This is a genomic window from Pseudomonas viciae (genome assembly GCF_004786035.1).
GTDB classification, from domain to species: domain Bacteria; phylum Pseudomonadota; class Gammaproteobacteria; order Pseudomonadales; family Pseudomonadaceae; genus Aquipseudomonas; species Aquipseudomonas viciae.
Genome location: NZ_CP035088.1, coordinates 5,329,189 through 5,352,308, shown reverse-complemented (window position 1 = coordinate 5,352,308; position 23,120 = coordinate 5,329,189). Strand labels below are relative to the sequence as shown.

At 62.2% G+C, this 23,120-nt stretch carries 21 protein-coding genes; 8 read left to right on the top strand and 13 right to left on the bottom strand.

Annotation, left to right across the window (positions count from 1 at the left end; translation table 11 throughout):
• Positions 1–130: 130 nt before the first annotated feature.
• The 7 genes from EPZ47_RS23690 to EPZ47_RS23660 form a co-directional block, all read right to left on the bottom strand.
• Positions 131–499: a DUF6124 family protein gene (locus tag EPZ47_RS23690; protein WP_135846943.1), complete on the bottom strand. Its 369-nt coding sequence runs from the start codon at positions 497–499 to the stop codon at positions 131–133.
• Between the two features lie 343 nt (positions 500–842).
• A complete protein-coding gene (locus EPZ47_RS23685) occupies positions 843–2,174 on the bottom strand; it encodes a DUF58 domain-containing protein (RefSeq protein WP_135846942.1) in 1,332 nt (443 codons plus the stop codon).
• Between the two features lie 7 nt (positions 2,175–2,181).
• On the bottom strand, positions 2,182–3,186 hold the full coding sequence (locus tag EPZ47_RS23680; RefSeq protein WP_135846941.1) for an AAA family ATPase: 1,005 nt from the start codon (positions 3,184–3,186) through the stop codon (positions 2,182–2,184).
• The gene (locus EPZ47_RS23675; protein ID WP_135846940.1) at positions 3,183–4,346 is read right to left on the bottom strand and encodes a DUF4350 domain-containing protein; all 1,164 of its coding nucleotides are present in this window, start codon (positions 4,344–4,346) and stop codon (positions 3,183–3,185) included. Before EPZ47_RS23675 ends, EPZ47_RS23680 begins: the two co-directional genes overlap by 4 nt.
• Positions 4,343–5,881, bottom strand: coding sequence for a DUF4129 domain-containing protein (locus tag EPZ47_RS23670; RefSeq protein ID WP_135846939.1), 1,539 nt, complete (start codon positions 5,879–5,881; stop codon positions 4,343–4,345). The genes EPZ47_RS23675 and EPZ47_RS23670 overlap by 4 nt, the downstream gene beginning before the upstream one ends.
• On the bottom strand, positions 5,868–6,842 hold the full coding sequence (locus EPZ47_RS23665) for a stage II sporulation protein M (protein WP_135846938.1): 975 nt from the start codon (positions 6,840–6,842) through the stop codon (positions 5,868–5,870). The genes EPZ47_RS23670 and EPZ47_RS23665 overlap by 14 nt, the downstream gene beginning before the upstream one ends.
• Positions 6,839–7,564 carry an RDD family protein gene (locus EPZ47_RS23660; protein WP_135846937.1) on the bottom strand — a complete coding sequence of 242 codons (726 nt, stop codon included), beginning with the start codon at positions 7,562–7,564 and terminating at the stop codon, positions 6,839–6,841. Before EPZ47_RS23660 ends, EPZ47_RS23665 begins: the two co-directional genes overlap by 4 nt.
• A 411-nt stretch (positions 7,565–7,975) precedes the next feature.
• Here EPZ47_RS23660 and sbcB point away from each other — a divergent pair, with 411 nt between their 5' ends.
• Positions 7,976–9,403, top strand: a complete 1,428-nt coding sequence (sbcB, locus tag EPZ47_RS23655) for an exodeoxyribonuclease I (protein ID WP_135846936.1) — start codon at positions 7,976–7,978, stop codon at positions 9,401–9,403.
• 92 nt (positions 9,404–9,495) lie between these two features.
• On the opposite strand, the gene mvaT is transcribed toward sbcB, so the two are convergent.
• Positions 9,496–9,873, bottom strand: coding sequence for a histone-like nucleoid-structuring protein MvaT (mvaT, locus tag EPZ47_RS23650; RefSeq protein WP_003205091.1), 378 nt, complete (start codon positions 9,871–9,873; stop codon positions 9,496–9,498).
• A 306-nt stretch (positions 9,874–10,179) separates the two neighbouring features.
• On the opposite strand from mvaT, the gene purU reads away from it, so the two are divergent.
• Entirely contained in the window at positions 10,180–11,028 is an 849-nt protein-coding gene (purU, locus tag EPZ47_RS23645) for a formyltetrahydrofolate deformylase (protein ID WP_135846935.1), read from the top strand.
• A 57-nt stretch (positions 11,029–11,085) separates the two neighbouring features.
• Positions 11,086–11,259: a hypothetical protein gene (locus tag EPZ47_RS30270; protein ID WP_178084277.1), complete on the top strand. Its 174-nt coding sequence runs from the start codon at positions 11,086–11,088 to the stop codon at positions 11,257–11,259.
• 4 nt (positions 11,260–11,263) lie between these two features.
• Here the strand turns inward: EPZ47_RS30270 and EPZ47_RS23640 are convergent, their stop codons facing one another.
• From EPZ47_RS23640 to EPZ47_RS23630, 3 genes are read right to left on the bottom strand one after another with little or no spacing between them, the layout of a single operon-like run.
• On the bottom strand, positions 11,264–12,259 hold the full coding sequence (locus EPZ47_RS23640) for a glucosaminyl phosphatidylglycerol flippase (protein WP_135846934.1): 996 nt from the start codon (positions 12,257–12,259) through the stop codon (positions 11,264–11,266).
• Positions 12,256–13,023 (bottom strand): N-acetylglucosaminyl phosphatidylglycerol deacetylase, encoded by a 768-nt coding sequence (locus tag EPZ47_RS23635; protein WP_135846933.1) that lies wholly within the window; start codon positions 13,021–13,023, stop codon positions 12,256–12,258. Before EPZ47_RS23635 ends, EPZ47_RS23640 begins: the two co-directional genes overlap by 4 nt.
• Before the next feature lie 16 nt (positions 13,024–13,039).
• Positions 13,040–14,131 (bottom strand): N-acetylglucosaminyl phosphatidylglycerol synthase, encoded by a 1,092-nt coding sequence (locus EPZ47_RS23630; protein WP_178084276.1) that lies wholly within the window; start codon positions 14,129–14,131, stop codon positions 13,040–13,042.
• Between the two features lie 218 nt (positions 14,132–14,349).
• On the opposite strand from EPZ47_RS23630, the gene EPZ47_RS23625 reads away from it, so the two are divergent.
• On the top strand, positions 14,350–15,837 hold the full coding sequence (locus EPZ47_RS23625) for a helicase HerA-like domain-containing protein (RefSeq protein WP_135846931.1): 1,488 nt from the start codon (positions 14,350–14,352) through the stop codon (positions 15,835–15,837).
• A 63-nt stretch (positions 15,838–15,900) separates the two neighbouring features.
• On the opposite strand, the gene EPZ47_RS23620 is transcribed toward EPZ47_RS23625, so the two are convergent.
• A complete protein-coding gene (locus tag EPZ47_RS23620) occupies positions 15,901–16,356 on the bottom strand; it encodes a DUF721 domain-containing protein (protein ID WP_135846930.1) in 456 nt (151 codons plus the stop codon).
• 294 nt (positions 16,357–16,650) lie between these two features.
• On the opposite strand from EPZ47_RS23620, the gene secA reads away from it, so the two are divergent.
• The 4 genes from secA to EPZ47_RS23600 all read left to right on the top strand — a co-directional run bounded on the left by secA (position 16,651) and on the right by EPZ47_RS23600 (position 22,464).
• Positions 16,651–19,386, top strand: a complete 2,736-nt coding sequence (gene secA / locus EPZ47_RS23615) for a preprotein translocase subunit SecA (RefSeq protein WP_135846929.1) — start codon at positions 16,651–16,653, stop codon at positions 19,384–19,386.
• Positions 19,387–19,504: 118 nt separating this feature from the next.
• Positions 19,505–20,722 (top strand): bifunctional glutamate N-acetyltransferase/amino-acid acetyltransferase ArgJ, encoded by a 1,218-nt coding sequence (gene argJ / locus EPZ47_RS23610; protein WP_135846928.1) that lies wholly within the window; start codon positions 19,505–19,507, stop codon positions 20,720–20,722.
• Positions 20,723–20,890: 168 nt separating this feature from the next.
• On the top strand, positions 20,891–21,523 hold the full coding sequence (locus tag EPZ47_RS23605) for a glutathione S-transferase family protein (RefSeq protein WP_135846927.1): 633 nt from the start codon (positions 20,891–20,893) through the stop codon (positions 21,521–21,523).
• On the top strand, positions 21,520–22,464 hold the full coding sequence (locus tag EPZ47_RS23600; protein WP_135846926.1) for a Nudix family hydrolase: 945 nt from the start codon (positions 21,520–21,522) through the stop codon (positions 22,462–22,464). The genes EPZ47_RS23605 and EPZ47_RS23600 overlap by 4 nt, the downstream gene beginning before the upstream one ends.
• Before the next feature lie 74 nt (positions 22,465–22,538).
• Here the strand turns inward: EPZ47_RS23600 and EPZ47_RS23595 are convergent, their stop codons facing one another.
• On the bottom strand, positions 22,539–23,120 hold the full coding sequence (locus tag EPZ47_RS23595) for a cob(I)yrinic acid a,c-diamide adenosyltransferase (RefSeq protein WP_135846925.1): 582 nt from the start codon (positions 23,118–23,120) through the stop codon (positions 22,539–22,541).

Here is a 23,120-nt window from a genome sequence, read left to right as displayed (position 1 = left end):
GTGGGAGCGAGCTTGCTCGCGAAGGCGGCGACACATTCAGCATTGATGCAAGCTGATCCACCGCTATCGCGAGCAAGCTCGCTCCCACGGGTCCTTTATGCACCCTGTAGTTCTACAGGTCATTCGGCCTTCAGCGCTGAATCTTCGCCTCGTTATCCAGCAGCCTCTCCAGCAACAACACCCCCATCTCGCCCATCTGGTGAATCGCCAGGGCCAGGTTGCGCGGGGCGCCTTCGAGGTCTTCGGATAAATCCAGGATCAGCGTGCTCACCGAGCAGAAGGTTTCGTAGCTGTGGGCGAGCATGCCTTCGGGGTCGGCGTCGGGGGCGACGATGAAGTAGTCCAGTTGCTTGTCGGTTTTCTTGTCGGCTTGGCCGTTGTCCGGCTTGAGGTAGTAGTCCAGGGCCCTTTGGGCGGCCTGTTCGAGTTTTTCGGGGTCGAGGGTTTCGTGGGGGGATAGTGGGTCGGTGTGTGGTGGGTTGGGTGTAGCCTTGAACATGATAGGTCTCCTTAATGGGGCCTCCACCCGGTTCGCGACTAAACGAATGTAGGGTGGCGGCTGGACGCAGGTTAGTCGACCGGCGGAGACACGAAGTCCGGCGCGCCCGGGGGCGCCCTGCGTACAGCCACCATCAAGTAAGGGATAGGGGAACCCCACTGGATGACGCTTGTGCACATCGTGTCAAACCGCCGGGCGACTAAACCCGATCGCTGGATATCAGCGACGCGAATCAAGTTACGGGGCAAGACCAAGGTGCACAAGCCGGCGGATTCTGGCGGATCTGTAGTCCGTTGCGCAAGGCGCTGTAGTCAGCCGGACCTCTGCTTGTTCGCTGTAGGACCTAGGCGGTCCCCGCCTTTTTCCAGGCCAGATATTGCGTCACCAATTGCGCCCCCAATTCACTGGGGCGCGCATCCAGGGTCGGGATGCCATGGGCGCCCAGTTGCTGATGCAGTTCGGCCCGCGCATTCACATAGTCCACCGTGCCGCAGTAAGCCAAGGCCTCAGGCAGTGTTTGCACCGGCACTTGGCGCAAGCGGTCGAGCGCCTCTTCCCGCAGGCTGGCCACCAGTACCCGGTGGTGTTGGCCCAGCCGTTTGACGGCGGCCAGCAGTTCTTCGTCGTCCTCGTCCCGCAGGTTGGTCACCAGCACCACCAGCGCCCGGCGTTTTTGCCGGGCCAGCAGTTGAGTCACGGCCGCCTGGTAGTCGGCGGGGCGTTGGCTGCTGTCGAGGTCGTACACGGTGTTGAGCAAGACGTTGAGCTGGCCGGTGCCTTTGACCGGTGCGAGGTAGCGCGGCTGTTCGCTGGCGAAGGTGCCCAGGCCCACGGCGTCGCCCTGGCGCAGGGCGGTGTAGCTGAGCAGCAGGCAGGCGTTGAGGGCGTGGTCGAAGTGCGACAGCTCGCCGTCCTGGCTGCGCATGCGCCGGCCGCAATCGAGCATGAAGATGATCTGCTGGTCGCGCTCGTCCTCATATTCCCGGGCAATCGGTGTCCGATGGCGGGCGGTGGCCTTCCAGTCGATCTGACGCAGGCTGTCGCCTTCGCGAAATTCGCGCAGTTGATGGAACTCCTGGCCCTGGCCGCGCCGTTGCCGCTGACGGATACCGAGCTGGCTCAGCCAGTTGTCCACCGCCAATAGCTGGCCTTCGTAGAGTCTGGCGAAATCCGGGTAGACCCGAGTCTCATCGATCGCGTCCAGCAGGCGCTTGTCGGTCCACAGGCCCAACGGGCTCGGCAGGTTGATTTCGCACTGGGCGAAGGTGAAGTGACCGCGTTTGAGCGGACGCAGGCGGTAGCCGACCTGATTGTGCTGGCCGGGTTGAAGCGCGACGGACAGGGGCAGGTTTTCGAAATCCAGGCCGTCGGGTACGTGATCGAAGACCTGGACGTTCAGCGGCTGCGCAAAGTCGTGGCCGATTTCCAGGCGAACTTCGCCCCATCGACCCAGTGCCAGGCTGCCGGGCATCTGCCGTCGCACCCGGGGCGAGGGCAAGCGCCTGAGGCGCACGGCGTCGAGCAGCGCCAGGGCCAGCAGCGCCAGCATCAACCACCAGTTGATCGACAGCAGCGTCGATGGCAGCGCAATGCCCAACGCCCGCAGCGTGCCCAGCGCGATGCCGAGGGCCAGGAGGATGGCGAGCCAGGTCAACAGCAGGCGGGAGGGTTTCATGGCCTCATCACAACCGCGGCGCCGGCACTTGATCGAGCAACTGCCCCAGCACCTGATCCACCGTCAGCCCTTCGATGTCCAGCTCCGGCGCCAGTCGTACCCGATGGCGCAGCACGGCCAGGGCGCAGCCCTTGATGTCATCCGGCACCACGAACTCGCCGCCGCGCAACAACGCCCGGGCCCGGGCGCAACGCACCAGGGCAATCGAGGCGCGAGGCCCGGCGCCGAGGGTCAGACCCGGCCAACTGCGGGTGGTGCGGGCCAGGCGCACGGCGTAGTCGAGTACCTGCTCGTCCATCGGCAGATCACTGGCGATGCGTTGCAGCGCTTGCACGTCCTTGGCCTGCAACACCGTACGCAATGGCTGCACGTCAAGCATGTCGGCGCGGGTCGAGCGGCTGACCTGGCGCACCATGTTCAATTCCTGGTCGGCGTCGGGGTAGTCCATGCGCACCTTGAGCATGAAACGGTCGAGCTCGGCTTCCGGTAGCGGGTAGGTGCCTTCCTGTTCGATGGGGTTCTGGGTAGCGAGCACCATGAACGGCTGGGCGATGGGCAGGGCGCGGCCTTCGAGGGTGACCTGGCGTTCCTGCATGGCTTCGAGCAGCGCGGCCTGGGTCTTGGCCGGTGCGCGGTTGATCTCGTCGGCCAGCAGCAGGTTGGTAAACACCGGCCCTTTGCGCAGCTTGAACTGCTCGGTCTGCAAGTCGTACACCGCGTGCCCGGTAACGTCGCTGGGCATCAGGTCGGGGGTGAACTGGATGCGGGCGAACTCGCCACCGAAACAACGGGCCAGGGCACGCACCAGCAAGGTCTTGCCCAACCCGGGAACCCCTTCGAGCAGAACGTGACCGCCGGCGATCAGCGCCGTGAGCACATCGTCGATCACCGCGCTCTGGCCGACTACCGCCTTGTGCAGCTCGGTGCGGATCGCCTGGGCCAACTGACTGGCGCGCTGGCGCTGTTGGACGGCGTGGGTCTGGCCGTCGGCAGGTTCGTTCTGTTCAGTCATAAGGCATTCCTAAGGGTTTGCAAATGGGCGACCTGGCGGCAGAACTCAGCGCGGGACATGCGCTGTTTCGGTCGGGGGCTCAAGGCCTGGCTGATGGCTCGCGTGGGCTGGCGGGTCAGGCGGGCGAGCACCTGCCATTGTTCGGCGACGACCAGTTGTTCGAAGCCGGGATGAAGATGGCGGGCCCGGCGCAGCACGTCCTGTTGCAACGTCTGCAACAGCTGCTGCTGGCCGTTATGGCGCAGATGGAAACCGGCGCTGGCCTGCAAGTGTTCTTCCAACTGACGCCGCGCCTTGGGGGCCGGTTGTTGCAGCGGGCCATGGCGTACCGCCGAGCGCCAGAGCCACAGGGCAATCAGCGCCAGCAGCGCCACCAATGCCTGGGGGAAATAGCGCAGCAGCAAGGTCAGCAGGTTGTCGTGGTCGGTGTTGAACAGCAGCGTGACGTCCGTGTCGGCGCTCAAGTACCAGAGCAGCCAGGCGTTGTCGTATTGGTCGATGTGCTCGTTCTTCCACAGCTCGGCGTCGGTGATCACGGTGATCGAGCCCAGGCCGAGGGTCAGCTGCATCATGTGAGTCGCCAGTTCGCTGTTGGCCCAGGCCTGGGCGAGGTTGTGCGGGTCTTCGAGGTGGAAATCCGTATCGAAGCCGATATACGCCGGCGCCTCTTCGTCCTCCAGGTACAACTTGGTCAGCTTGGGGTAACGATCCTTGATGAGTTCCGCTGGCGGTTCCTTGAGGTCCTCACTCAAGAGTTGACGCAGGCGCACGCGGTCCAGCAGCAAGTCGCCGCTGCTGCCGGTGCTGTCATCCCACAGGGCCTCGGCGACAAACAACAGGCGCCCACCGGCCCGGGTCCAGTTCATCAACTGATCGACTTCCCGTGGCGTCATGTTGGTTCGTTCACCCAGCAACAGCAGGCTGCGCTGGTGCGGCTCCAGGTTGGGTAGCACGCCAAGGTTATTGACGTGCTCGACGTTGATACCCTGCTTGCGCAGGAAGTGTTCGGCGGCCAGGTAGGGGTTGGCCCGGGCTTCGGGAGAGGGGCCGTGATCGACGGTCTCCTGATAGGGCACGGCCTTGACGTAGAGGTAAGCGCCCAATGCGCACATCAGCGCGGCCAGTACTACCCCGGCCAGCAACCCCGGGCTCCGGCTCATCGAGACACTCCCGGACCGAACAACCCGCGCCAGCGGTCACACAGTTCCTGTTGCAAATGGGGCGGCGGCGCACGATGCCCATAGGCAATGTTCTGCCAATGCAGGGTCAGGCTTTTACTGAACCCCAGCAGGTTTTCCTGTTGAAGCTGTTCGACGCGTTGCAGTACCTGGCCTTCAGTGTCGGCGGGTTTCAAGGGGACCTTGAAGTCGTGATGCAAGCGACTGAGCAGGGCCCGGTACAGTAGGCCCAGGGCCTCGCGGGGGTTGCTGGACCACAACTGCTCGACGCTGGCCGCCACGTCGACCGGCAGGCTTTCTTCACGGATATCCAGGCCGAACATCTGCGCAGGTACAGGCCGTTCCACCGGCAGGCGTTGCGTCGGTCGGCGATTCACCAGGGCCTTGAGCCGTTCACGATAGCGCCAGGCCAGCCAGACAATCGCGCCCACCAGGCAGGCCCAGAGCACGATCTGGATCAGTGTGGCGGCGATGTCGAAGCGTTGGCCACTCATCCATTTGAACAACGACTTGAACCAGCCTGGGGCTTCGCCCTTCTCGGGAGCGTCGGTGGTTTCTTCGCCGAAACGATAATGGGTGACTGCTTCCGGGTTCTTGAACGGTGGGGCATCGAGGATCGTCTTGATGCTGTCCCGGGAGGCTTCGCTGGTGAGGGGCTGATTGAGCAACCGGGGGCTGTCGGGGCCGATGCTGTCCTCGTCGGCCCATGCCGGGGGGGCCAGTGGTAGCAGCATCAGTGCCAGCAACATCAGCATCGGGGCTATGCCGCTCAGGCGCTGGCGCAGGCGTCGGAACGCCAGTTCGATGTCCCAACCCTCGAGGATCGTGCGTCGGTTCAGGTAGAGGCTGAAGCCGCAGGCGACATAGATCGGCTCCCAGACGATCAACAGCAGGGGATAGAGGAGGTTGACCAGGTGTTCGAACCACAACCAATCGTGCTCGGCCGCTGCGACCAGCATCTGCCAGTCCCATTCCAGTTCGACTTGTTGTGGCACGAACAGATAGAACAGGGCCATCAGGCCGAACCAGAGGACGGTTTCCAGGTGCATGCCGATGATGGTCAGCCATTGCGCCGCGCCGCCGCTGCGTTGCAGTAGGACCCGCAGGCGCTGCTCCCGTGCCTCACCGGCGAGGCCCTCCAGTTGCACCACGGGCATCAGGAAGCTGCGGCTCAAGCTAAACCTGCGCCAGGTCAGGCTCGCCAACAACTGGGGCTTGAGCAGCGCGGGCCACTGTCGCAAGGCCTGTTTCAAAGTGGGCGTTTCGCCAAACAGCGCCTTGGAGAGAATGTACAACGGCAGACGATCAAAGGCCGGTTTCAACCACCAGAACACCACCACGACCAGGGACGGCGAATCCCACAGCAACAGCGCCAGCAGCAGATACACCGGCAGCGTGACGATGGCCCAACTGGTCATCAGCAGCCGTCGATGTTGCTGGCTCATCAGCACGCCGAGGTCCATGGCTTCCCAGGTGGTGCGCGGGCGGATAACGACCGTGGCGTCACTCAGGCGCATGGCGGACCCGTCCGGCAAACAGCAGATAACTGATCACCAGCAGCCACAACAACGCGCCGACTGTGTATTTGGTGGCGGGCGTCACGGCGCTGGAAGACCAGTAGGCCTCGATGAACGCGGCGATGAGCAAAAACAGTATCACCCCGCCGACCATCAGCACGCTTTTGCCCGCCGCCAGCCGCAAGGCCTCGCCCCGGGTCAGGCGCCCCGGCGCGATCAAGGCCCAGCCCAGTTGCAGGCCCGCGGCGCCGGCCAGGGCGATGGCGGTGAGTTCGAAGGCGCCGTGGCCGATGACGAACGACCAGAACGTTCCTCCCGAACCGATCTGGGTCAGGTGCCCGGCCACCGCGCCAATGGTCAGGCCATTGAAGAACAGGAAGAACGCGCTGCCCAGGCCAAACATCAAGCCGCTGGCAAACGTCTGAAAGGCAATGCCGATGTTGTGCATGATGTAGTAACCGAACATGACCCAATCCTCGCTGGCGGCTCGTTCGATCGAGCGCCCCAGGTGCCCGGCGGCCGGGTCGTACATGCTGCGTATCTGGCTGACTTCTTCGGCGCTCAGCAAGCTGTAGACCAACTCGGGGAACAGGTAGACCAACAGCCCGATGCCCACCAGGCTGCCCAGGAACATCAGGCTGGCGGCCAGTACGAAGCGCCATTGTTCGCGGACCAGTCGAGGAAAACCGGCGAGGATAAAAGCCGAGAGACTGGCCGAGGGGCGGCTGCGGTCCCGGTAGAGTTGCTGGTGACCGCGCAGCGCCAGTTGTTGCAGGGTGTCGATCAGCAAACTGCTGTAGCCCCGGGCCTGGGCCAGCGCCAGATGGTGGCAAAGCCGTCGATAGGCAGGAGGAAAATCGCTGCTCTGGGAAACGTTGCGGCTGCGCTCCAGTTGATCGAGCAGGCGCGACAAATCTTCCCATTCCCCTTGGTGGCGGCTTTCGAACAGGCTTTGCTTCATGTCGGCCCCAACAGACCGCGGGCAATGCCATTGAGTTCGGCCACGGCGTTGGGCGCCTGCAGCTTCAATGGCGCGGCCAGGATGGCAGCCAGTTCGTTGACTCGTTCAGGGGAAAGCTGGGCTTGGCGCTCGGCGAAACTCAGTACCGCGCGTTGCTCGTTCAGGCTCAGGGCAAACGGTGCTCGTATCGGTTGTATCAATGGCAATGCGGGGCGCTTGACCGGTTGCTCGCGATACACCACCAGCGTGCCGGCCGCGAGGTCGCCCAGGCGTTTGAAGGCCGGATGTTGCAGGCAACTGATTGCCCCGAAGGCATAGGCGAAGGGCAGCATGTCGACGAAGCGCAACAGGTTGCGGATCAATGAGGCGGACCAGCCGATGGGGCGACCGTCGTCCTGCACCACGCGCAACCCCATGATCTGCTTGCCGGGAGAGCGCCCCTGGTTCAGCACCTCGAACAGCACCATGTACCACCAACTGATGATAAAGAGCAGGATGGAACCCAGGCCCATGCCCAGTTCACCGAAAAACGCCAGGATGAGAAAGAGCAGGCCCAGCACCAGCCCGCGTATGCCCAGGTCGATGGCAAAGGCCAGTGAACGAGGCATCAACCCCGCCGGGCGCAGTGGCAGGTCGATGCCTTCGGGCGTCTCAACCTGATACCGCGTGTCCAGTGGCACGGGCAGCGTCGCGTTCCTTTGCAGTGCTGGTGTCTCGAGCATGGGCAACCTGAGTGATGGGCCGGTTCGAAGGTTCAATGTCGGCATCGATGCTAGCAGCCTTCGCGCGGGCAAACGATATAACTGTGTATGTCATTTTATGGATTCAACGGGATTGAGCGGGCGAGCACAGTCTGTAGCCTCCAGCAGCCTTGTTCTCGGGAGTCCACAGACCCTGCATTCACCGCAGGTCCCCCTGTGGGAGCTTGCTCGCGATAGCGGTGGGTCAGTTTGCATCGATGTTGAATATGCAGGCGTCATCGTGAGCAAGCTCGCTCCCAGACTGGGTCCTCGGGTGTTTATGGATCTTGCGCTTGCCCCAGGTCCCGGATTGATTTCAAAAGTTACAGGAGCGCTGGCCGCAGGCAGGTGCGAGCGCCTAGACTTCGCCAGTCTTCAGCTCAGGAACTGCCCGTGACTTCCATCTTCTGGTACGACTACGAAACCACCGGTATCAACCCGCGTTGCGATCGGCCCTTGCAGGTGGCAGGTATCCGTACCGATTTCGAACTCAATGAAATCGACGCGCCGGTGAATCTCTACTGCCAGCCCAGCGATGACATTCTGCCCCATCCGGCAGCCTGTGCGATCACCGGTATCACCCCGGCATGCCTGGCCGAAAAAGGCTTGAGCGAAGCCGATTTCATGACCCGGGTCCACGCGCAACTGGCCGCCCCCGGCACCTGTGGCGCCGGCTACAACACCTTGCGCTTCGACGATGAAATGACGCGCTACAGCCTGTATCGGAATTTTTTTGACCCCTATGCGCGGGAATGGCAGGGCGGTAACAGCCGTTGGGACTTGATCGACCTGGTGCGCGCCGCCTATGCGTTGCGCCCCGACGGCATTGTCTGGCCGCAAGAGGAGGGTCGCGTCACGCTCAAGCTCGAGCGCCTGACCGCCGCCAACGGCATCGACCATGGCCAGGCGCACGATGCGTTGTCAGATGTGCGTGCAACGATCGCCCTGGCCCGGCTGATTCGCCAAAAACAGCCACGACTCTACGACTGGCTGTTCCAGTTGCGCAGCAAACAGAAGGTGATGGACCAGATCCGCCTGCTGCAGCCCATGGTGCATATTTCCGGGCGTTTCTCGGCTGCGCGCAACTATATCGGTGTGGTCCTGCCACTGGCCTGGCACCCGAAAAACCGCAACGCCCTGATTGTCTGCGACTTGCACCTGGACCCCCAGGGCTTGCTGGAGCACGATGCGGACATTCTGCGCCAGCGTTTATATACCCGCCGTGAAGAGCTGCTTGAAGGGGAATTGCCAGTGCCCCTCAAACTCATTCATATCAACAAGTGCCCGGTGATTGCGCCGTTGTCGGTGCTGCGCGCCGAGGACCAGCAGCGGCTGCAACTGGACATGGACGCTTATCAGCAGCGGGCGTTGCGACTAACTGACGCACAGAAAGTTTGGCAGGACAAACTTCAGGCTATTTATGGTCGTGAGGATTTCACTGCCAGTGAGGATCCCGAGCAACAGTTATACACAGGCTTCATCGGCGATCGCGATCGTCGTTTATGTGAGCAAGTTCGCATTTCGGATCCAGCTCAGTTGGCGCAAGAACACTGGCCTTTCGATGACGAGCGTTTGCCGGAATTATTGTTTCGATATCGTGCGCGCAACTTTCCAGACACGTTGAATCCCGAAGAGCAGGGGCGCTGGAGACTTTTCTGTCAACAACGTCTGTCTTCTGCGGAGTGGGGAGCGCCTAATACCTTGAACAGTTTTGATGAGGCAATGAGAGAGTGGATGTCCCTCTCTACGCCATTGCAGCGAGAGGTACTCATTGAATGGCAGGGCTACAGCCAGCAATTGCGTAAACGCTTAAGCCTTTGAGGCCGTGCCAGGAAATAAAAGACCGGCATAAAAAAACGCCAGCAAACGCTGGCGTTATTGTGTTCGCAAAGAGCGATGCGAACCGGTGAGGCTTAACCCAGCAGGGTTGCCCAGCCTTCAACCACGTCACCGCCCCACTTGGCTTTCCACTCTTTCAGGGTCTTGTGGTTGCCACCTTTGGTTTCGATGACTTCGCCGTTGTGCGGGTTTTTGTATTGCTTAACTTTGCGAGCGCGCTTGGTGCCGGTAGTTTTTACCGCGCCACGAGGGGCTTTGCTCGACTTGGCTTCTGGATCCAGCAGGGCAATGATGTCGCGCAGGGACTTGGAGTACTCGCCCATCAGCGTGCGCAGTTTGCCTTCGAATTCAAGCTCGGTTTGCAGTTTGTCGTCTTGGGACAGGTTTTTCAGACGGGCTTGCAGTTCTTTGATGGCTTCTTCAGTGGCGCGGTATTCATTGATCAAGGACATGGGGACTACCTTATGTAGGACGCGGGGTGACAAGGACACAGTGCGACAATAGTAATCAGACAGTTTCATCAAGTAAACATTTAAGCCGTGTTTTATTTAATTAATTAGTGCACTGCCACAAAAATGGGCATTGCAGTTAAATACTGCAATGCCGTCTCACATCTGTTTGCAATTATAGCTTGCCGCCCCAGGCCACGCCGTTCGCGGCCTGGGGTTGTCGCGAGGGGCGCGGTGCGTCATCGATACTGCAGTTTTGCTGCGCAATGGCTAGAATGGCCGCCTTTGCGAAGTTCTGGAGTTCCCCTAATGCGCACTTTTCGGCTGGTGATTGCTTGCCCGGACCGCGTCGGCATCGTTGCTAAAGTCAGTAACTTTCTGGCGTCCCATAACGGCTGGATCACTGAAGCAAGCCATCACTCGGACAATCACAGCGGCTGGTTTTTCATGCGTCACGAGATTCGTGCCGACTCGCTGCCCTTTGGCATCGAAGCTTTTCGTGAGGCGTTCGCACCGATTGCCGAAGAGTTCTCGATGGACTGGCGCATCACCGACACCGCGCAGAAAAAACGCGTGGTGCTGATGGCCAGTCGTGAGTCTCATTGCCTGGCGGACCTGTTGCACCGCTGGCACAGCGATGAGCTCGATTGCGACATCGCCTGTGTGATTTCCAACCACGACGACTTGCGCAGCATGGTGGAGTGGCACGGCATCCCGTACTACCACGTACCGGTCAACCCGCAGGACAAGCAGCCGGCGTTCGCCGAAGTCTCGCGGCTGGTCAAGCAGCACGAGGCGGAGGTGGTGGTGCTGGCGCGCTACATGCAAATCCTGCCGCCGGCCTTGTGCAGCGAATACGCCCATAAGGTCATCAACATCCACCACAGCTTCCTGCCGTCGTTCGTCGGGGCCAAGCCGTACCACCAGGCCTCGATGCGCGGCGTGAAGCTGATTGGCGCCACCTGCCACTACGTGACCGAAGAGCTCGACGCCGGCCCGATCATCGAGCAGGACGTGGTGCGCGTCAGCCACAGCGACAGCATCGAAGACATGGTTCGTTTCGGTCGCGACGTGGAGAAGATGGTGTTGGCGCGGGGCTTGCGATATCACCTGGAAGATCGGGTGTTGGTGCACGGCAACAAGACCGTGGTGTTCTGACTTGCACTCAAAGGGCCTGGACGAGCGATCGCCAGGCCCTTTTACATGAGGCTCGCGATGACCGATCCATTGGACAAAGCCACTTCCCGAGCGCCGGCGACCCTGGGTGAGGGCTGCCTCAGCCGTTACGACCCTGACGCGTTGGGCCCGGAAGACGGCACTGAGTTTCCCGACGCCGCGCAATTGTGGGAGCAACTGCATCCCCAGGACGAGCCCGAACAGAAGCCGTGATCGGTCACGCCTGTCTGAGCTTGATCAGCTTCTTGATCAACGGTCGCCCGACCATCAAAAAGAACACCGGCCCGCCGGCCACCAGGTAGAAGTAATAGGTCACTGCTCGCCAGATCAGAATCGCCGCCGCCGCGGTGGATTTGCCCACCATGGGCGCCAGCAGCGCCGCCGAGGTCAACTCTGCCGCCCCGGCACCGCCCGGTAGCAGGCTGAACTGCCCTGCGCTCAAGGACAGCATCTGGATCAGGAAACTCCAGGCCCACTGCACATCCGCCCCCAGTCCTTTCAACGCCAGGTACAACACGCTATAGCGCAGTGCCCAATGCAGGCACGTCAGGCCGAAGACCTGGAACAGGGTCTGTCGCGGCAACTTCAAGGTGTCGGTAAACGCCGCCAAAAAGTGCAGGATCTTGCGCGCCCAGCGGCGGCGGGTGCTGCTCTTTACGCGCAAATGGCACAGCAGCCGAGCGCTGAGCCGAATCAGCCGGCGGTGGTAGCGGGCCACCAGTACACAGGCCAACAGTCCGCCAAACAATGAAACCGCGCTCAACATCAGCATCCATTCCAGGCGCTGGCTGAGGTTCTGGAACAGCGCGTAAAACAGGATGCCGACCAGGGCGCATAGGAAGAACAGCAGGTCGCTCAACTGATCCATGGCAAACACCGCACTGCCATGGGCCGGGCGTACGCCGTTGCGCGCCAGCAGGGCCATCAGCGTCAGCGGCCCGCCACTGCCGCCGGGCGTCGCGCACATGGCGAACTCGGTGGACATCACCACGCCCATGCTTTTCAGCCCGCCGATGCGCCCGCGATGTTCGCCCAGCAGCAGGCGCAGGCGCACTGAGTTCAGGCCCCAGCACAGCACAATCATGCCGAGCATGAGCAACAGCAGCGACACGGGAAAGCGTTGCACCCGTGACCACATCTCCCCGCCGCCCACCAGCAGCGGAACCAACAACGCCGTGAGCAGGGCGACGGCCAGCCAGATCAGCCGTTTCATGCGGCGCTGCTGACCTGTAGCCCCTGGGTCGCCAGCCAGCCGGCTTTGGTCAGTGGTACGCGGCCGTCATTGAGCAGGCGTTCGAGGGTTCGCAGCCAATAGTCCCGGGAGAATCCGTAGCGCATGTCCACCGGGTGCAGGCCCAGGCGAATCACCGGGGCTTGGCGCCAGCGCTGTTCACGCTGGTCGCTGAGGATTTTCGACAGGCCACGGCGCCAGGCACTGCGAGCGCTCCAGACCAGCCCCGGGGCGTTGATAGGGCTGAAGTCCGGCAGGCGATAAAGGTGTTGGCTATCGCTGGTGTAACTCAGGGGCAACTGGCGCAAGGCCTGGCGCGTGCCTTCGCTCATCAGCCAGGCCGGTGCAACGAAGCCTTCCAACGGCCAGTGGTAACGCTGGAAGGTTTCGATGCCGGCCCGCAGGCGGGCGAGGGCGGCTTGCTCGGACAAGTTGTAGAACTCGCCTTCGTGGGTATAGACCCGGCGCATGAACCAGTCCTTGGGATGCAGGGCCAGCGGACCGTCGTCGCAATGGTAATAGCCATGCAGCACCAATTCGTCGCCGCGCTCGACCCGGCTGTCGAGCAGGCGCCGAAAGCCTGGATGATTCTCCAGGGCATTGCTGCGGTGAAAGTCCGGCACCACCAGCCAGGTCATCGGCACGTGACCGAGGGCGTCGACGGCCTCGACGAAGGGCTGGTAGTCGGGCCAGGTTTGCGGTGCCACGTCGTGCAGCACCAATAACACGCTGGGCGAGTGATTCATCGACACGGACCTCGCCTCACGCGTTGGCCAACAGTGGCAGTTGTTCGCCCAGCACCGAGTGGTAATGGCCCAAGAGGCTGTTGACCACCGTATCCCAGGCATAGTGATGCTCCACATGCCGGCGCGCCAATACACCACGACGTTTACAGCCTTCAGAGAAGAGTTGCCGCACGGCGTTGGCCATGGCCTGTGGATTGTTGGGCGTGCACAGCAGGCCGCAGTCTTCATGGACGATTTCGGTGAAGGCCCCGGCCGCCACTGCCACGACGGGAATCCCGCTGGCCATGGCTTCGAGAATCACCAGGCCGAAGGTCTCCTGATCACCAGCGTGCAGCAGGGCGTCGGCGCTGGCCATGAGCCGGGCGACTTGCGGCGCCGGGCAGAATTCGTCGACCACCGTGACATTGTCCGGCACCACGGCAGGCATCGAGGAGCCCACCAGCAGCAGGTGGTAGCGTTCGCCCAGGCGTTTCATGCACTTGAGCAGCACCGGCAGGTTTTTTTCCTTGGAACCGCGCCCGGCGAAAATCAGCAGGCGCGTGTCTTCGGCAATGCCCAGCTCGGCCCGCAGCCCCGGGTCGCGGGCGGTGGGGTTGAAGGTTTGCAGGTCCACGCCCAACGGTTGCACGTAGACGTTCTTGACGCCCAGTCCGGTCAGTTTGTCGGCCATGACCTGACTCGGCGCCAGGACCCGGTCGAAATTACCGTACAACTTGCTGACATAGGCTTCGATATTGGGCGTGAACCAGTTACCCATGCGGTTGCTCACCAGCAGCGGCAGGTCGGAATGGTAAAAGCCGATCACGGGTACATCGAGCTGGCGCCGGGCATCCAGGGCGGCCCAGGCGGTGAGGTAGGGGTCGCCGACTTCAATCAGATCCGGCTGCAGATCACGCAGGACATTACGCCAGGGTGCCAGGCGAAGTGGGAAACGATAGCCCTTGCCAAACGGCAGTGCGGGGGCTGGAACCTTGTAGATCCCATCGTGCTCGCTCAAATGCGCGCCGGGGATCAATAGGCTGTGGCGAATCCCGGGCCGATCACCCAGGCGCCGGTGCTTGGCATCCAGATAAGTTCGCACGCCTCCGCTGGCGGGGGCGTAGAACATGGTTATGTCCGCTATATGCACGATGAACGTCCCTCCGGTCTGTGTTCTCCTGTGTTGACCTTTAGTAAGAATAGATGTTCGGTTGGGGTTGTGGAGGTGGGGTGTCAGTGAGGTGATAGGTGTTTGTGATGGCCTCTTCGCGAGCAAGCCCGCGCCCACATGTGCTTTTATATAAGCGTGCAAAATGGCGTCATATCGCAAATACCACGGGTGACCACATGCCTGACTCATCGCAACTCGTTATCGGGGCCGACCTTGCCGGCCAGCCCATCGCCCAAGCCATGCGCCTGGCGAACCGTCATGGTCTGGTGGCGGGCGCCACCGGCACGGGCAAGACCGTCACCTTGCAGCGCCTGGCCGAAGCCTTCAGCGATGCCGGCGTGGCGGTGTTCGCCGCGGACATCAAGGGTGATCTGTGCGGCCTCGGTGCCGCTGGCAATCCCCAGGGCAAGGTCGCCGAGCGTATCGCCGGCATGCCCTGGCTCGGCCACAAGCCTCAGGCTTATCCAGTGACCTTGTGGGACATCCACGGTCAATCCGGTCATCCGTTGCGCACGACGCTGAGTGAAATGGGCCCCTTGCTGATCGGCAGCCTGCTGGAGCTTACGGACAGCCAACAATCGGCGTTGTACGCCGCCTTCAAGGTCGCCGACCGCGAAGGCCTGTTGCTGCTGGACCTCAAGGACCTGAAGGCGCTGCTCAATCACCTCAAGGACAACCCCGAGTTGCTGGGCGACGATGCGGCCCTGATGACCACCGGTTCCAGCCAAGCCTTGTTGCGACGCTTGTCCACCCTGGAGCAGCAGGGCGCGGACGCGTTGTTCGGCGAGCCGGCCTTGCAACTCGAAGACATCCTGCAACCGGCCAGCGATGGTCGCGGCCGCATCCACTTGCTCGACGCCAGCCGTCTGGTTCACGAAGCCCCCAAGGTCTACGCAACGTTCCTGCTGTGGCTGCTGGCCGAGCTGTTCGAGCAATTGCCTGAGCGCGGCGATGCGGACAAACCGCTGCTGGCGCTGTTCTTCGATGAGGCGCATTTGCTGTTTGCCGGCACGCCCAAGGCTTTGCAGGAGCGGCTGGAACAAGTGGTGCGGCTGATTCGCTCCAAGGGCGTCGGGGTGTATTTCGTGACCCAGTCACCGGGGGATTTGCCAGACGACGTTCTGGCGCAGTTGGGGTTGCGCATTCAGCATGGCCTGCGGGCCTTTACCGCCAAGGAGCAGAAGTCGTTGCGGGCGGTGGCGGATGGTTTCCGGCCGAACCCGCAATTCGAGGCCCTGGCGGTGCTGACTGAACTGGGCATCGGTGAAGCCCTGGTGGGCACCTTGCAGGAAAAAGGCACGCCGGAAGTGGTCCAGCGCGTGCTGGTGGCGCCACCGCAGTCGCGCATTGGCCCACTGACCGAGGCCGAGCGCGCCGGGCTGATTGCCAGTTCGCCATTGCAAGGGCGTTATGACAAACCCATTGATCGCGAATCGGCCTATGAAGTGCTGATGGGGCGCAAGGGGCTGGAGCCGCAGGCAGAAGAGGCCTCGGGCAAGCCAACGGCCGAAGAGCCGAGCTTCACCGAGAAAGCCGGGGAGTTTCTTGGCACGGCTGCCGGCCAGGCTTTGAAGTCGGCGATGCGCCAGGCGGCCAATCAGTTGGGGCGGCAATTGGTGCGCGGGTTGATGGGGTCGTTGCTGGGGGGTAGCAAGCGCCGGTAGGTCTGGACTCAACCTGTGGGAGCGAGCTTGCTCGCGATGGCGTTCCAACAGGCAATGAAAATCTCAGTCCTTGGGCCTGGCATGCGCCGCCAACCGCTCCAGCGCTGCCCGCAGGTTGGGGTCGCTGATGCCATCCGCCGTGGCCTGGATCGTCGCGGCGGCATCGGTGGACAAATCCAGCGTATGCCCCTTGACGCCGACCTGCACCGTGGGCGGCTGGACCTTGAACAGAATCCGCGTCAGGTTGGCGAACTCTTCGAACGCCAGCAATTGACGCAGCAGGCGCTTTTGCTGGTAACGCAAGCGCGTGGCCCAATGGCCGTCGGTGACGATCAGCAACAAACTGCCTTCGCGCCAGGACGCCACGTGGCAATGCTCGCGGGCGGCCGGCTGCAACTGGCTGTCGAGCAGGCGCTGCAAGTGGCCCAGGCGTTTGGCGTGGCCGAAGATGGCTTTCAGCGGTTTGGCTTCGCGCAGCAGGACGGCGGGAGCCTTGGCTGGAAGAGGGCGAAAGGCCATGAATGAATACCGCAAGTGACAGAGGCGCCATGGTAGCAGAAAGCGCCGAGGCCGCCTCGACCGCTGTCGCCCGCCCAATCAACGCGTAACTTCTGTGCTTTGTGGGTTGAAGTTCGCGCAAAAGCCCTTATTTTAGGGAGGCCCCGTCACAGCGCTGTGCCAGCATCGTGGAATAACGCCACTTTCCTCTCCATCGTTTCCGGGTAGAATGCTCGTTCGCATGCGGCCATGAGGGCTGCTCGGGCGACTCATGGGGCCGCCCTCCATCCCTTTAGTGTGGAAGATCCTGCCGATATGTTTGCGCCTTTGTTAAAGAAACTTTTTGGAAGCAAGAACGAGCGTGAAGTCAAACGCATGCTCAAGACGGTACAGACTGTCAATGCCTTCGAAGAGCAAATGGTGGCCCTTTCGGACGATCAGTTACGCGCCAAGACTGCCGAATTCAAGGACCGCATCGCCAAGGGGGAAACCCTTGACCAGCTCCTGCCCGAAGCCTTTGCGGTCGCCCGTGAAGCCGGCAAGCGGATCATGGGCATGCGCCACTTCGACGTTCAGTTGATCGGCGGCATGACCTTGCACGAAGGCAAGATCGCCGAAATGCGTACCGGTGAGGGCAAGACCCTCGTGGCCACCCTGGGCGTCTACCTCAACGCACTGTCCGGCAAGGGCGTGCACGTGGTAACGGTCAACGACTACCTGGCCCGCCGCGATGCCAACTGGATGCGCCCGCTCTACGAATTCCTCGGCCTGACCGTCGGCGTCGTCACGCCGTTCCAGCCGCCGGAAGAGAAGCGCGCCGCCTACGCTGCCGACATCACCTACGGCACCAACAACGAATTCGGTTTCGACTACCTGCGCGACAACATGGCGTTCAGCATGGAAGAAAAATTCCAGCGTGAACTCAACTTTGCCGTGATCGACGAAGTCGACTCCATCCTCATCGATGAAGCCCGTACCCCACTGATCATTTCCGGTCAGGCCGAGGACAGCTCCAAGCTGTACATCGAGATCAATAAACTGATCCCGCAGCTCACCTTGCACGTCGAGGAAGTCGAAGGCGAAGTCACCCAGCCCGGGCACTACACCGTTGACGAGAAGACCCGCCAGGTCGAGCTCAACGAAGCCGGTCACCAGTTCGTCGAGGAAATGCTCACCCGTGTCGGCTTGCTGGCCGAAGGCGAGAGTCTGTACTCGGCCCACAACCTGGGCCTGCTGACCCACGTCTATGCAGGCCTGCGTGCCCACAAGCTGTTCCATCGCAACGTCGAATACATCGTGCAGGACGGCCAGGTCGTGCTGGTGGACGAACACACCGGCCGTACCATGCCGGGTCGTCGTCTGTCCGAGGGCCTGCACCAGGCCATCGAAGCCAAGGAAAACCTGAACATCCAGGCCGAGAGCCAGACCCTGGCCTCGACCACCTTCCAGAACTACTTCCGCCTGTACAACAAGCTGTCCGGCATGACCGGTACCGCTGACACCGAAGCGTTCGAGTTCCACCAGATCTATGGCCTGCAAGTGGTGGTGATTCCGCCGAACAAGCCACTGGCCCGTAAAGACTACAACGACCTGGTGTTCCTGACCGCCGAAGAGAAATACGCGGCGATCATCAACGACATCAAGGAAGGCATGGCCCAGGGTCGTCCGATCCTGGTGGGTACCGCCACCATTGAAACCTCCGAGCACATGTCCGCCTTGCTCAACAAGGAAGGCATCGAGCACAAGGTCCTCAACGCCAAGTTCCACGAGAAAGAAGCCGAAATCATCGCCCAGGCCGGTCGCCCGGGTGCGCTGACCATCGCCACCAACATGGCCGGCCGTGGTACCGACATCCTGCTGGGCGGCAACTGGGAAGTGGAAGTAGCTACCCTGGAAGACCCGACCCCCGAGCAGATCGCGCAGATCAAGGCCGACTGGCAGAAGCGTCACCAGCAAGTGTTGGAGTCCGGCGGTTTGCAGGTGATCGCTTCCGAGCGTCATGAATCGCGCCGTATCGACAATCAACTGCGTGGCCGTGCCGGTCGCCAGGGCGACGCCGGTTCCAGCCGCTTCTACCTGTCCCTGGAAGACAGCCTGATGCGTATCTTCGCCTCTGACCGGGTGAAGAACTTCATGAAGGCCCTGGGCATGCAGCCGGGCGAGGCGATCGAGCACCGCATGGTGACCAACGCCATCGAGAAGGCCCAGCGCAAGGTCGAAGGCCGCAACTTCGACATTCGCAAGCAACTGCTCGAGTTCGACGACGTCAACAACGAACAGCGTAAAGTGATCTATCACATGCGTAACAGTTTGTTGGCCGCCGACAACATTGGCGAGACCATCACCGATTTCCGCCAGGACGTGCTCAACGCCACCGTCAGCGCTCACATTCCGCCGCAGTCGCTGCCCGAGCAGTGGGACGTCGCCGGTCTGGAAGCTGCGTTGCAGAGCGACTTCGGCGTGGCGTTGCCGATCCAGCAATGGCTCGACGAAGACGATCACCTGTACGAAGAAACCCTGCGCGAGAAGCTGCTGGCCGAGCTGATCGCCGCGTACAACGAGAAAGAAGACCAGGCCGGCGCCGAAGCGCTGCGCTCGTTCGAGAAGCAGATTGTGTTGCGAGTCCTGGATGACTTGTGGAAAGACCACCTGTCGACCATGGATCACCTGCGTCACGGCATCCATTTGCGTGGCTACGCCCAGAAGAACCCGAAGCAGGAGTACAAGCGCGAGTCCTACACGCTGTTCTCCGAGCTGCTGGATTCGATCAAGCGCGACTCGATCCGTGTGCTGTCCCACGTTCAGGTCCGCCGCGAAGACCCGGCCGAAGAAGAAGCCCGCCTGCGTCAGGAAGCCGAAGCCCTGGCCGCACGCATGCAATTCGAACACGCCCAAGCCCCTGGCCTGGACGTGGTAGCCGAGGAGGGCGTCGATGTGGATGTCGCGCTGGCGACCGCGCCAGTGCGCAACGAGCAGAAGCTGGGCCGTAACGAACTGTGCTATTGCGGTTCGGGCAAGAAATACAAGCATTGCCACGGGCAGATCCAATAACCCCCGTTTCAACGCTGAATGACCCGCGCCGCGACTCACCATCGCGGCGTTTTGCCATTTTGATCCACCGTTTCGATTAAAGACGGTGCCGATATACATCTATTTGAGGAGCGCATTCATGGCTGTTGGTCTTGGTCCGTTGCCAACGTTGCACCCGGTTGCCGGTTTTGAACTCGGTATCGCTTCGGCGGGTATCAAGCGCCCCGGGCGCAAGGATGTCGTGGTGATGCGTTGCGCCGAAGGCTCGACGGTTGCCGGCGTGTTCACCCTCAACGCCTTTTGCGCGGCGCCGGTGATCCTGGCCAAGCAACGTGTGCAGGGGCCGGTGCGTTATTTGCTGACCAACACCGGTAACGCCAACGCTGGCACCGGTGCGCCAGGCCTGGCTGCCGCCGAGCGCACGTGCGCCAAGCTGGCCGAGCTGACCGGTGTCGACGCCAGCCAGGTGCTGCCGTACTCCACGGGTGTGATCGGCGAGCCGCTGCCGGTCGAGAAGATCGAAGGCGCGCTGCAGGCCGCGCTCGATGACCTGTCGGAAAACAACTGGGCTGCGGCCGCCACCGGCATCATGACCACCGACACGCTGCCCAAGGGCGCGAGCCGCCAGTTCCAGCACGACGGCGTGACCGTCACCGTCACTGGCATCAGTAAAGGCGCAGGCATGATTCGTCCGAACATGGCGACCATGCTCGGCTACATCGCCACCGACGCCAACGTCTCCCGGCAGGTGCTGCAAGACCTGATGCTCGACGGCGCCAACAAGTCGTTCAACCGCATCACCATCGATGGCGACACGTCGACTAACGACTGCTGCATGTTGATCGCCACCGGCAAAGCCAACCTGCCGCAGATCACCGAGGCCAGCGGTCCGCTGTTCGCGGCCCTGAAGCAGGCCGTGTTCGAAGTGTGCATGGAAGTGGCCCAGGCCATCGTCCGTGACGGTGAAGGCGCAACCAAGTTCGTGACCGTGCAGGTCAACGGCGGTGGTAATCACCAGGAATGCCTGGACGTCGGCTACACCGTGGCGCACTCGCCGCTGATCAAGACCGCGTTGTTCGCCTCCGACCCAAACTGGGGCCGGATCCTCGCCGCCGTCGGCCGTGCCGGCGTGCCGGAGTTGGACGTGAGCAAGATCGACGTGTTCCTGGGTGAGGTCTGCATCGCCAGCCAGGGCGCTCGCGCTGCGACCTACACCGAAGCCCAGGGTGCGGCAGTGATGCAACAGGAAGAAATCACCATCCGCATCGAGCTGGGGCGTGGTGATTGCAGCGAAACCATCTGGACTACCGACCTGTCCCACGAGTATGTGAAGATCAACGCTGAGTATCGGACTTAAACCGAGTCGTCCCATTCGCGAGCAAGTCGGATCGCCGCACCGCCGCTCCCATAGGGATTTGTTGGGTGACATAAAACGTGTTCACACCGTAAATCCATTGTGGGAGCGGGCTTGCTCGCGAAGGCGGCCTGCCAGATCCACAGTTTGCTCCACAAGAAAGGAATCCACATGAGCCTGCACCTGATCATCGGCGACAAAGATCTATCTTCCTGGTCCATGCGCGGCGCTTTGGCCCTGGCGCTGACCGGCGCGAAGTACACCGAAGAGTTGGTCAGGCTCGACCAGCCGGACACCCGCGAGAAACTGCTCAAGTATTCAGCCACCGCCAAAGTCCCGTTGCTCAAGACCGAGTTCGGTGTGATTGCCGACTCCCTGGCAATTGCCGAATACCTGGCCGAACAGTTCCCCAGCGCCGGTCTCTGGCCCAAGGATGTCGCTGCTCGGGCCCAGGCACGTTCGGCCTGTGCACAAATGCACAGCGGTTTCTTCGCCATCCGCAGCAACATGCCCTTTGACTTGCTCCGTGATGCGCCGCTGTCGCCCGTGCCGGTGGAAGTCCAGGCGGAAATCCAGCGGATGCTGGCGCTGTGGGCTGAATGCCGAGCCGCGGCCACCGAGAGCGGTCCCTACCTGTTTGGTCCCTTGAGCCTGGCCGACGCGTTTTTCGCGCCGATTGCCGTGCGCCTGCGCACTTATCAGGTGGAACTGCCGGAGGTCGATGCGGCCTATGTCGAAACCCTTTATCAATGGCCGGCGTTCAAGGCGTGGCAACAGGCCGGCCTGGAGGACACTGCGCGGTGAAACGAATACACGTAGCGGCGGCGGTCATTCGTGACGCCGCTGGCAAAATCCTGATCGCTCGTCGTGCCGACACTCAGCACCAGGGCGGCCTGTGGGAGTTTCCCGGTGGCAAGGTCGAGGCCGATGAGTCCGTCGAAACCGCCCTGGCCCGGGAACTTCAGGAAGAGCTGGGCATTGTGGTCGGCGCGGCGCGGCCACTGATCAAAGTGCGCCACGACTACCCGGACAAACAGGTGTTGCTGGATGTCTGGGAAGTCTCGGCGTTCACCGGCGAGCCCCATGGCGCCGAAGGGCAACCGCTGGCTTGGGTCGCGGCCCGGGATCTGCCGAACTACGAGTTTCCGGCGGCCAACCAGCCGATCGTCGCGGCAGCCCGTTTGCCGAGTGAGTACCTGATCACGCCTGAAGGCCTCGAAACACCGGCCCTGCTGCGAGGCATGCAGAAGGCCATCGCCGGCGGGATCAAACTGGTCCAGCTACGCGCGCCCAACGGCTACGACCCGCAATATCGCGATCTGGCGGTGGACGCGGTGGGGCTGTGTGCCGGCAAGGCCCAGTTGATGCTCAAGGGACCGTTCGAATGGTTGGGGGATTTCCCCTCCGCCGGCTGGCACATCACCGCTGCGCAACTGCGCAAGCATGCGGCGGCAGGGCGCCCCTTCGGCAAAGATCGCTGGCTGGCGGCCTCCTGCCACAACGCCGAGGAGCTGTCCCTGGCACTGCAGATGGACGTGGACTTCGTCACGCTTTCACCGGTGCAACCGACCCAGACCCATCCAGACGCTCAACCGTTGGGTTGGGAAGAGGTTGCACGGCTGGTCGAGGGTTTCAACAAGCCGGTTTATCTGTTGGGCGGGGTCGGGCCTGGCGAACGGCAAAAGGCCTGGGAGGCCGGGGCGCAGGGTGTGGCGGGGATTCGGGCGTTTTGGCCTGAGGCTTGATTTTGTGGTGTGGCTGCTGACGTTATCGCGAGCAAGCTCGCGATGAGGAACTCACAAACGATACACCTCTGTGATCACCCCGCAGGCTTGGCCGCCGCCACCCAAAGCACCTCCGCCACCCCCTGCCGCCGGGCGATGACCCGCGCCGCCACGAACAACAGGTCCGACAACCGATTGATATAGGCCAGCCCCGGCCCGGCCAACGGCTCCACGGCGTTCAACTGCTGGCAACGGCGCTCGGCGCTGCGGGCCAGGCTGCGGCAGACATGAGCCAGGGCAATCAGTGTCGAGCCACCGGGCAGGATGAAGTTTTCCAGCGGCCCCAGTTCTTCGTTCCACACATCAATCGCCGCTTCCAGGCGCTCGACTTCCGCCGTGGTCAGTGCTTGATAGGCCGGCATTGCCAGTTCACCGCCCAGGTCGAACAACCGATGCTGACAGGGCGTCAGCACGTCGATGACCTCCTTCAGCGCCGGGTATTGACCCATTTCAGCGGCAAGACCGGCCAGCAGCAACCCCAGCTGACTGTTCAGCGTATCCACTTCACCGATGGCCTCGACCCGAGGGTGATCCTTCGCCACGCGGCGGCCATCTCCCAACCCGGTTTCACCTTTGTCGCCGGTGCGGGTGTAAATCTTCGACAGGCGAAAACCCAT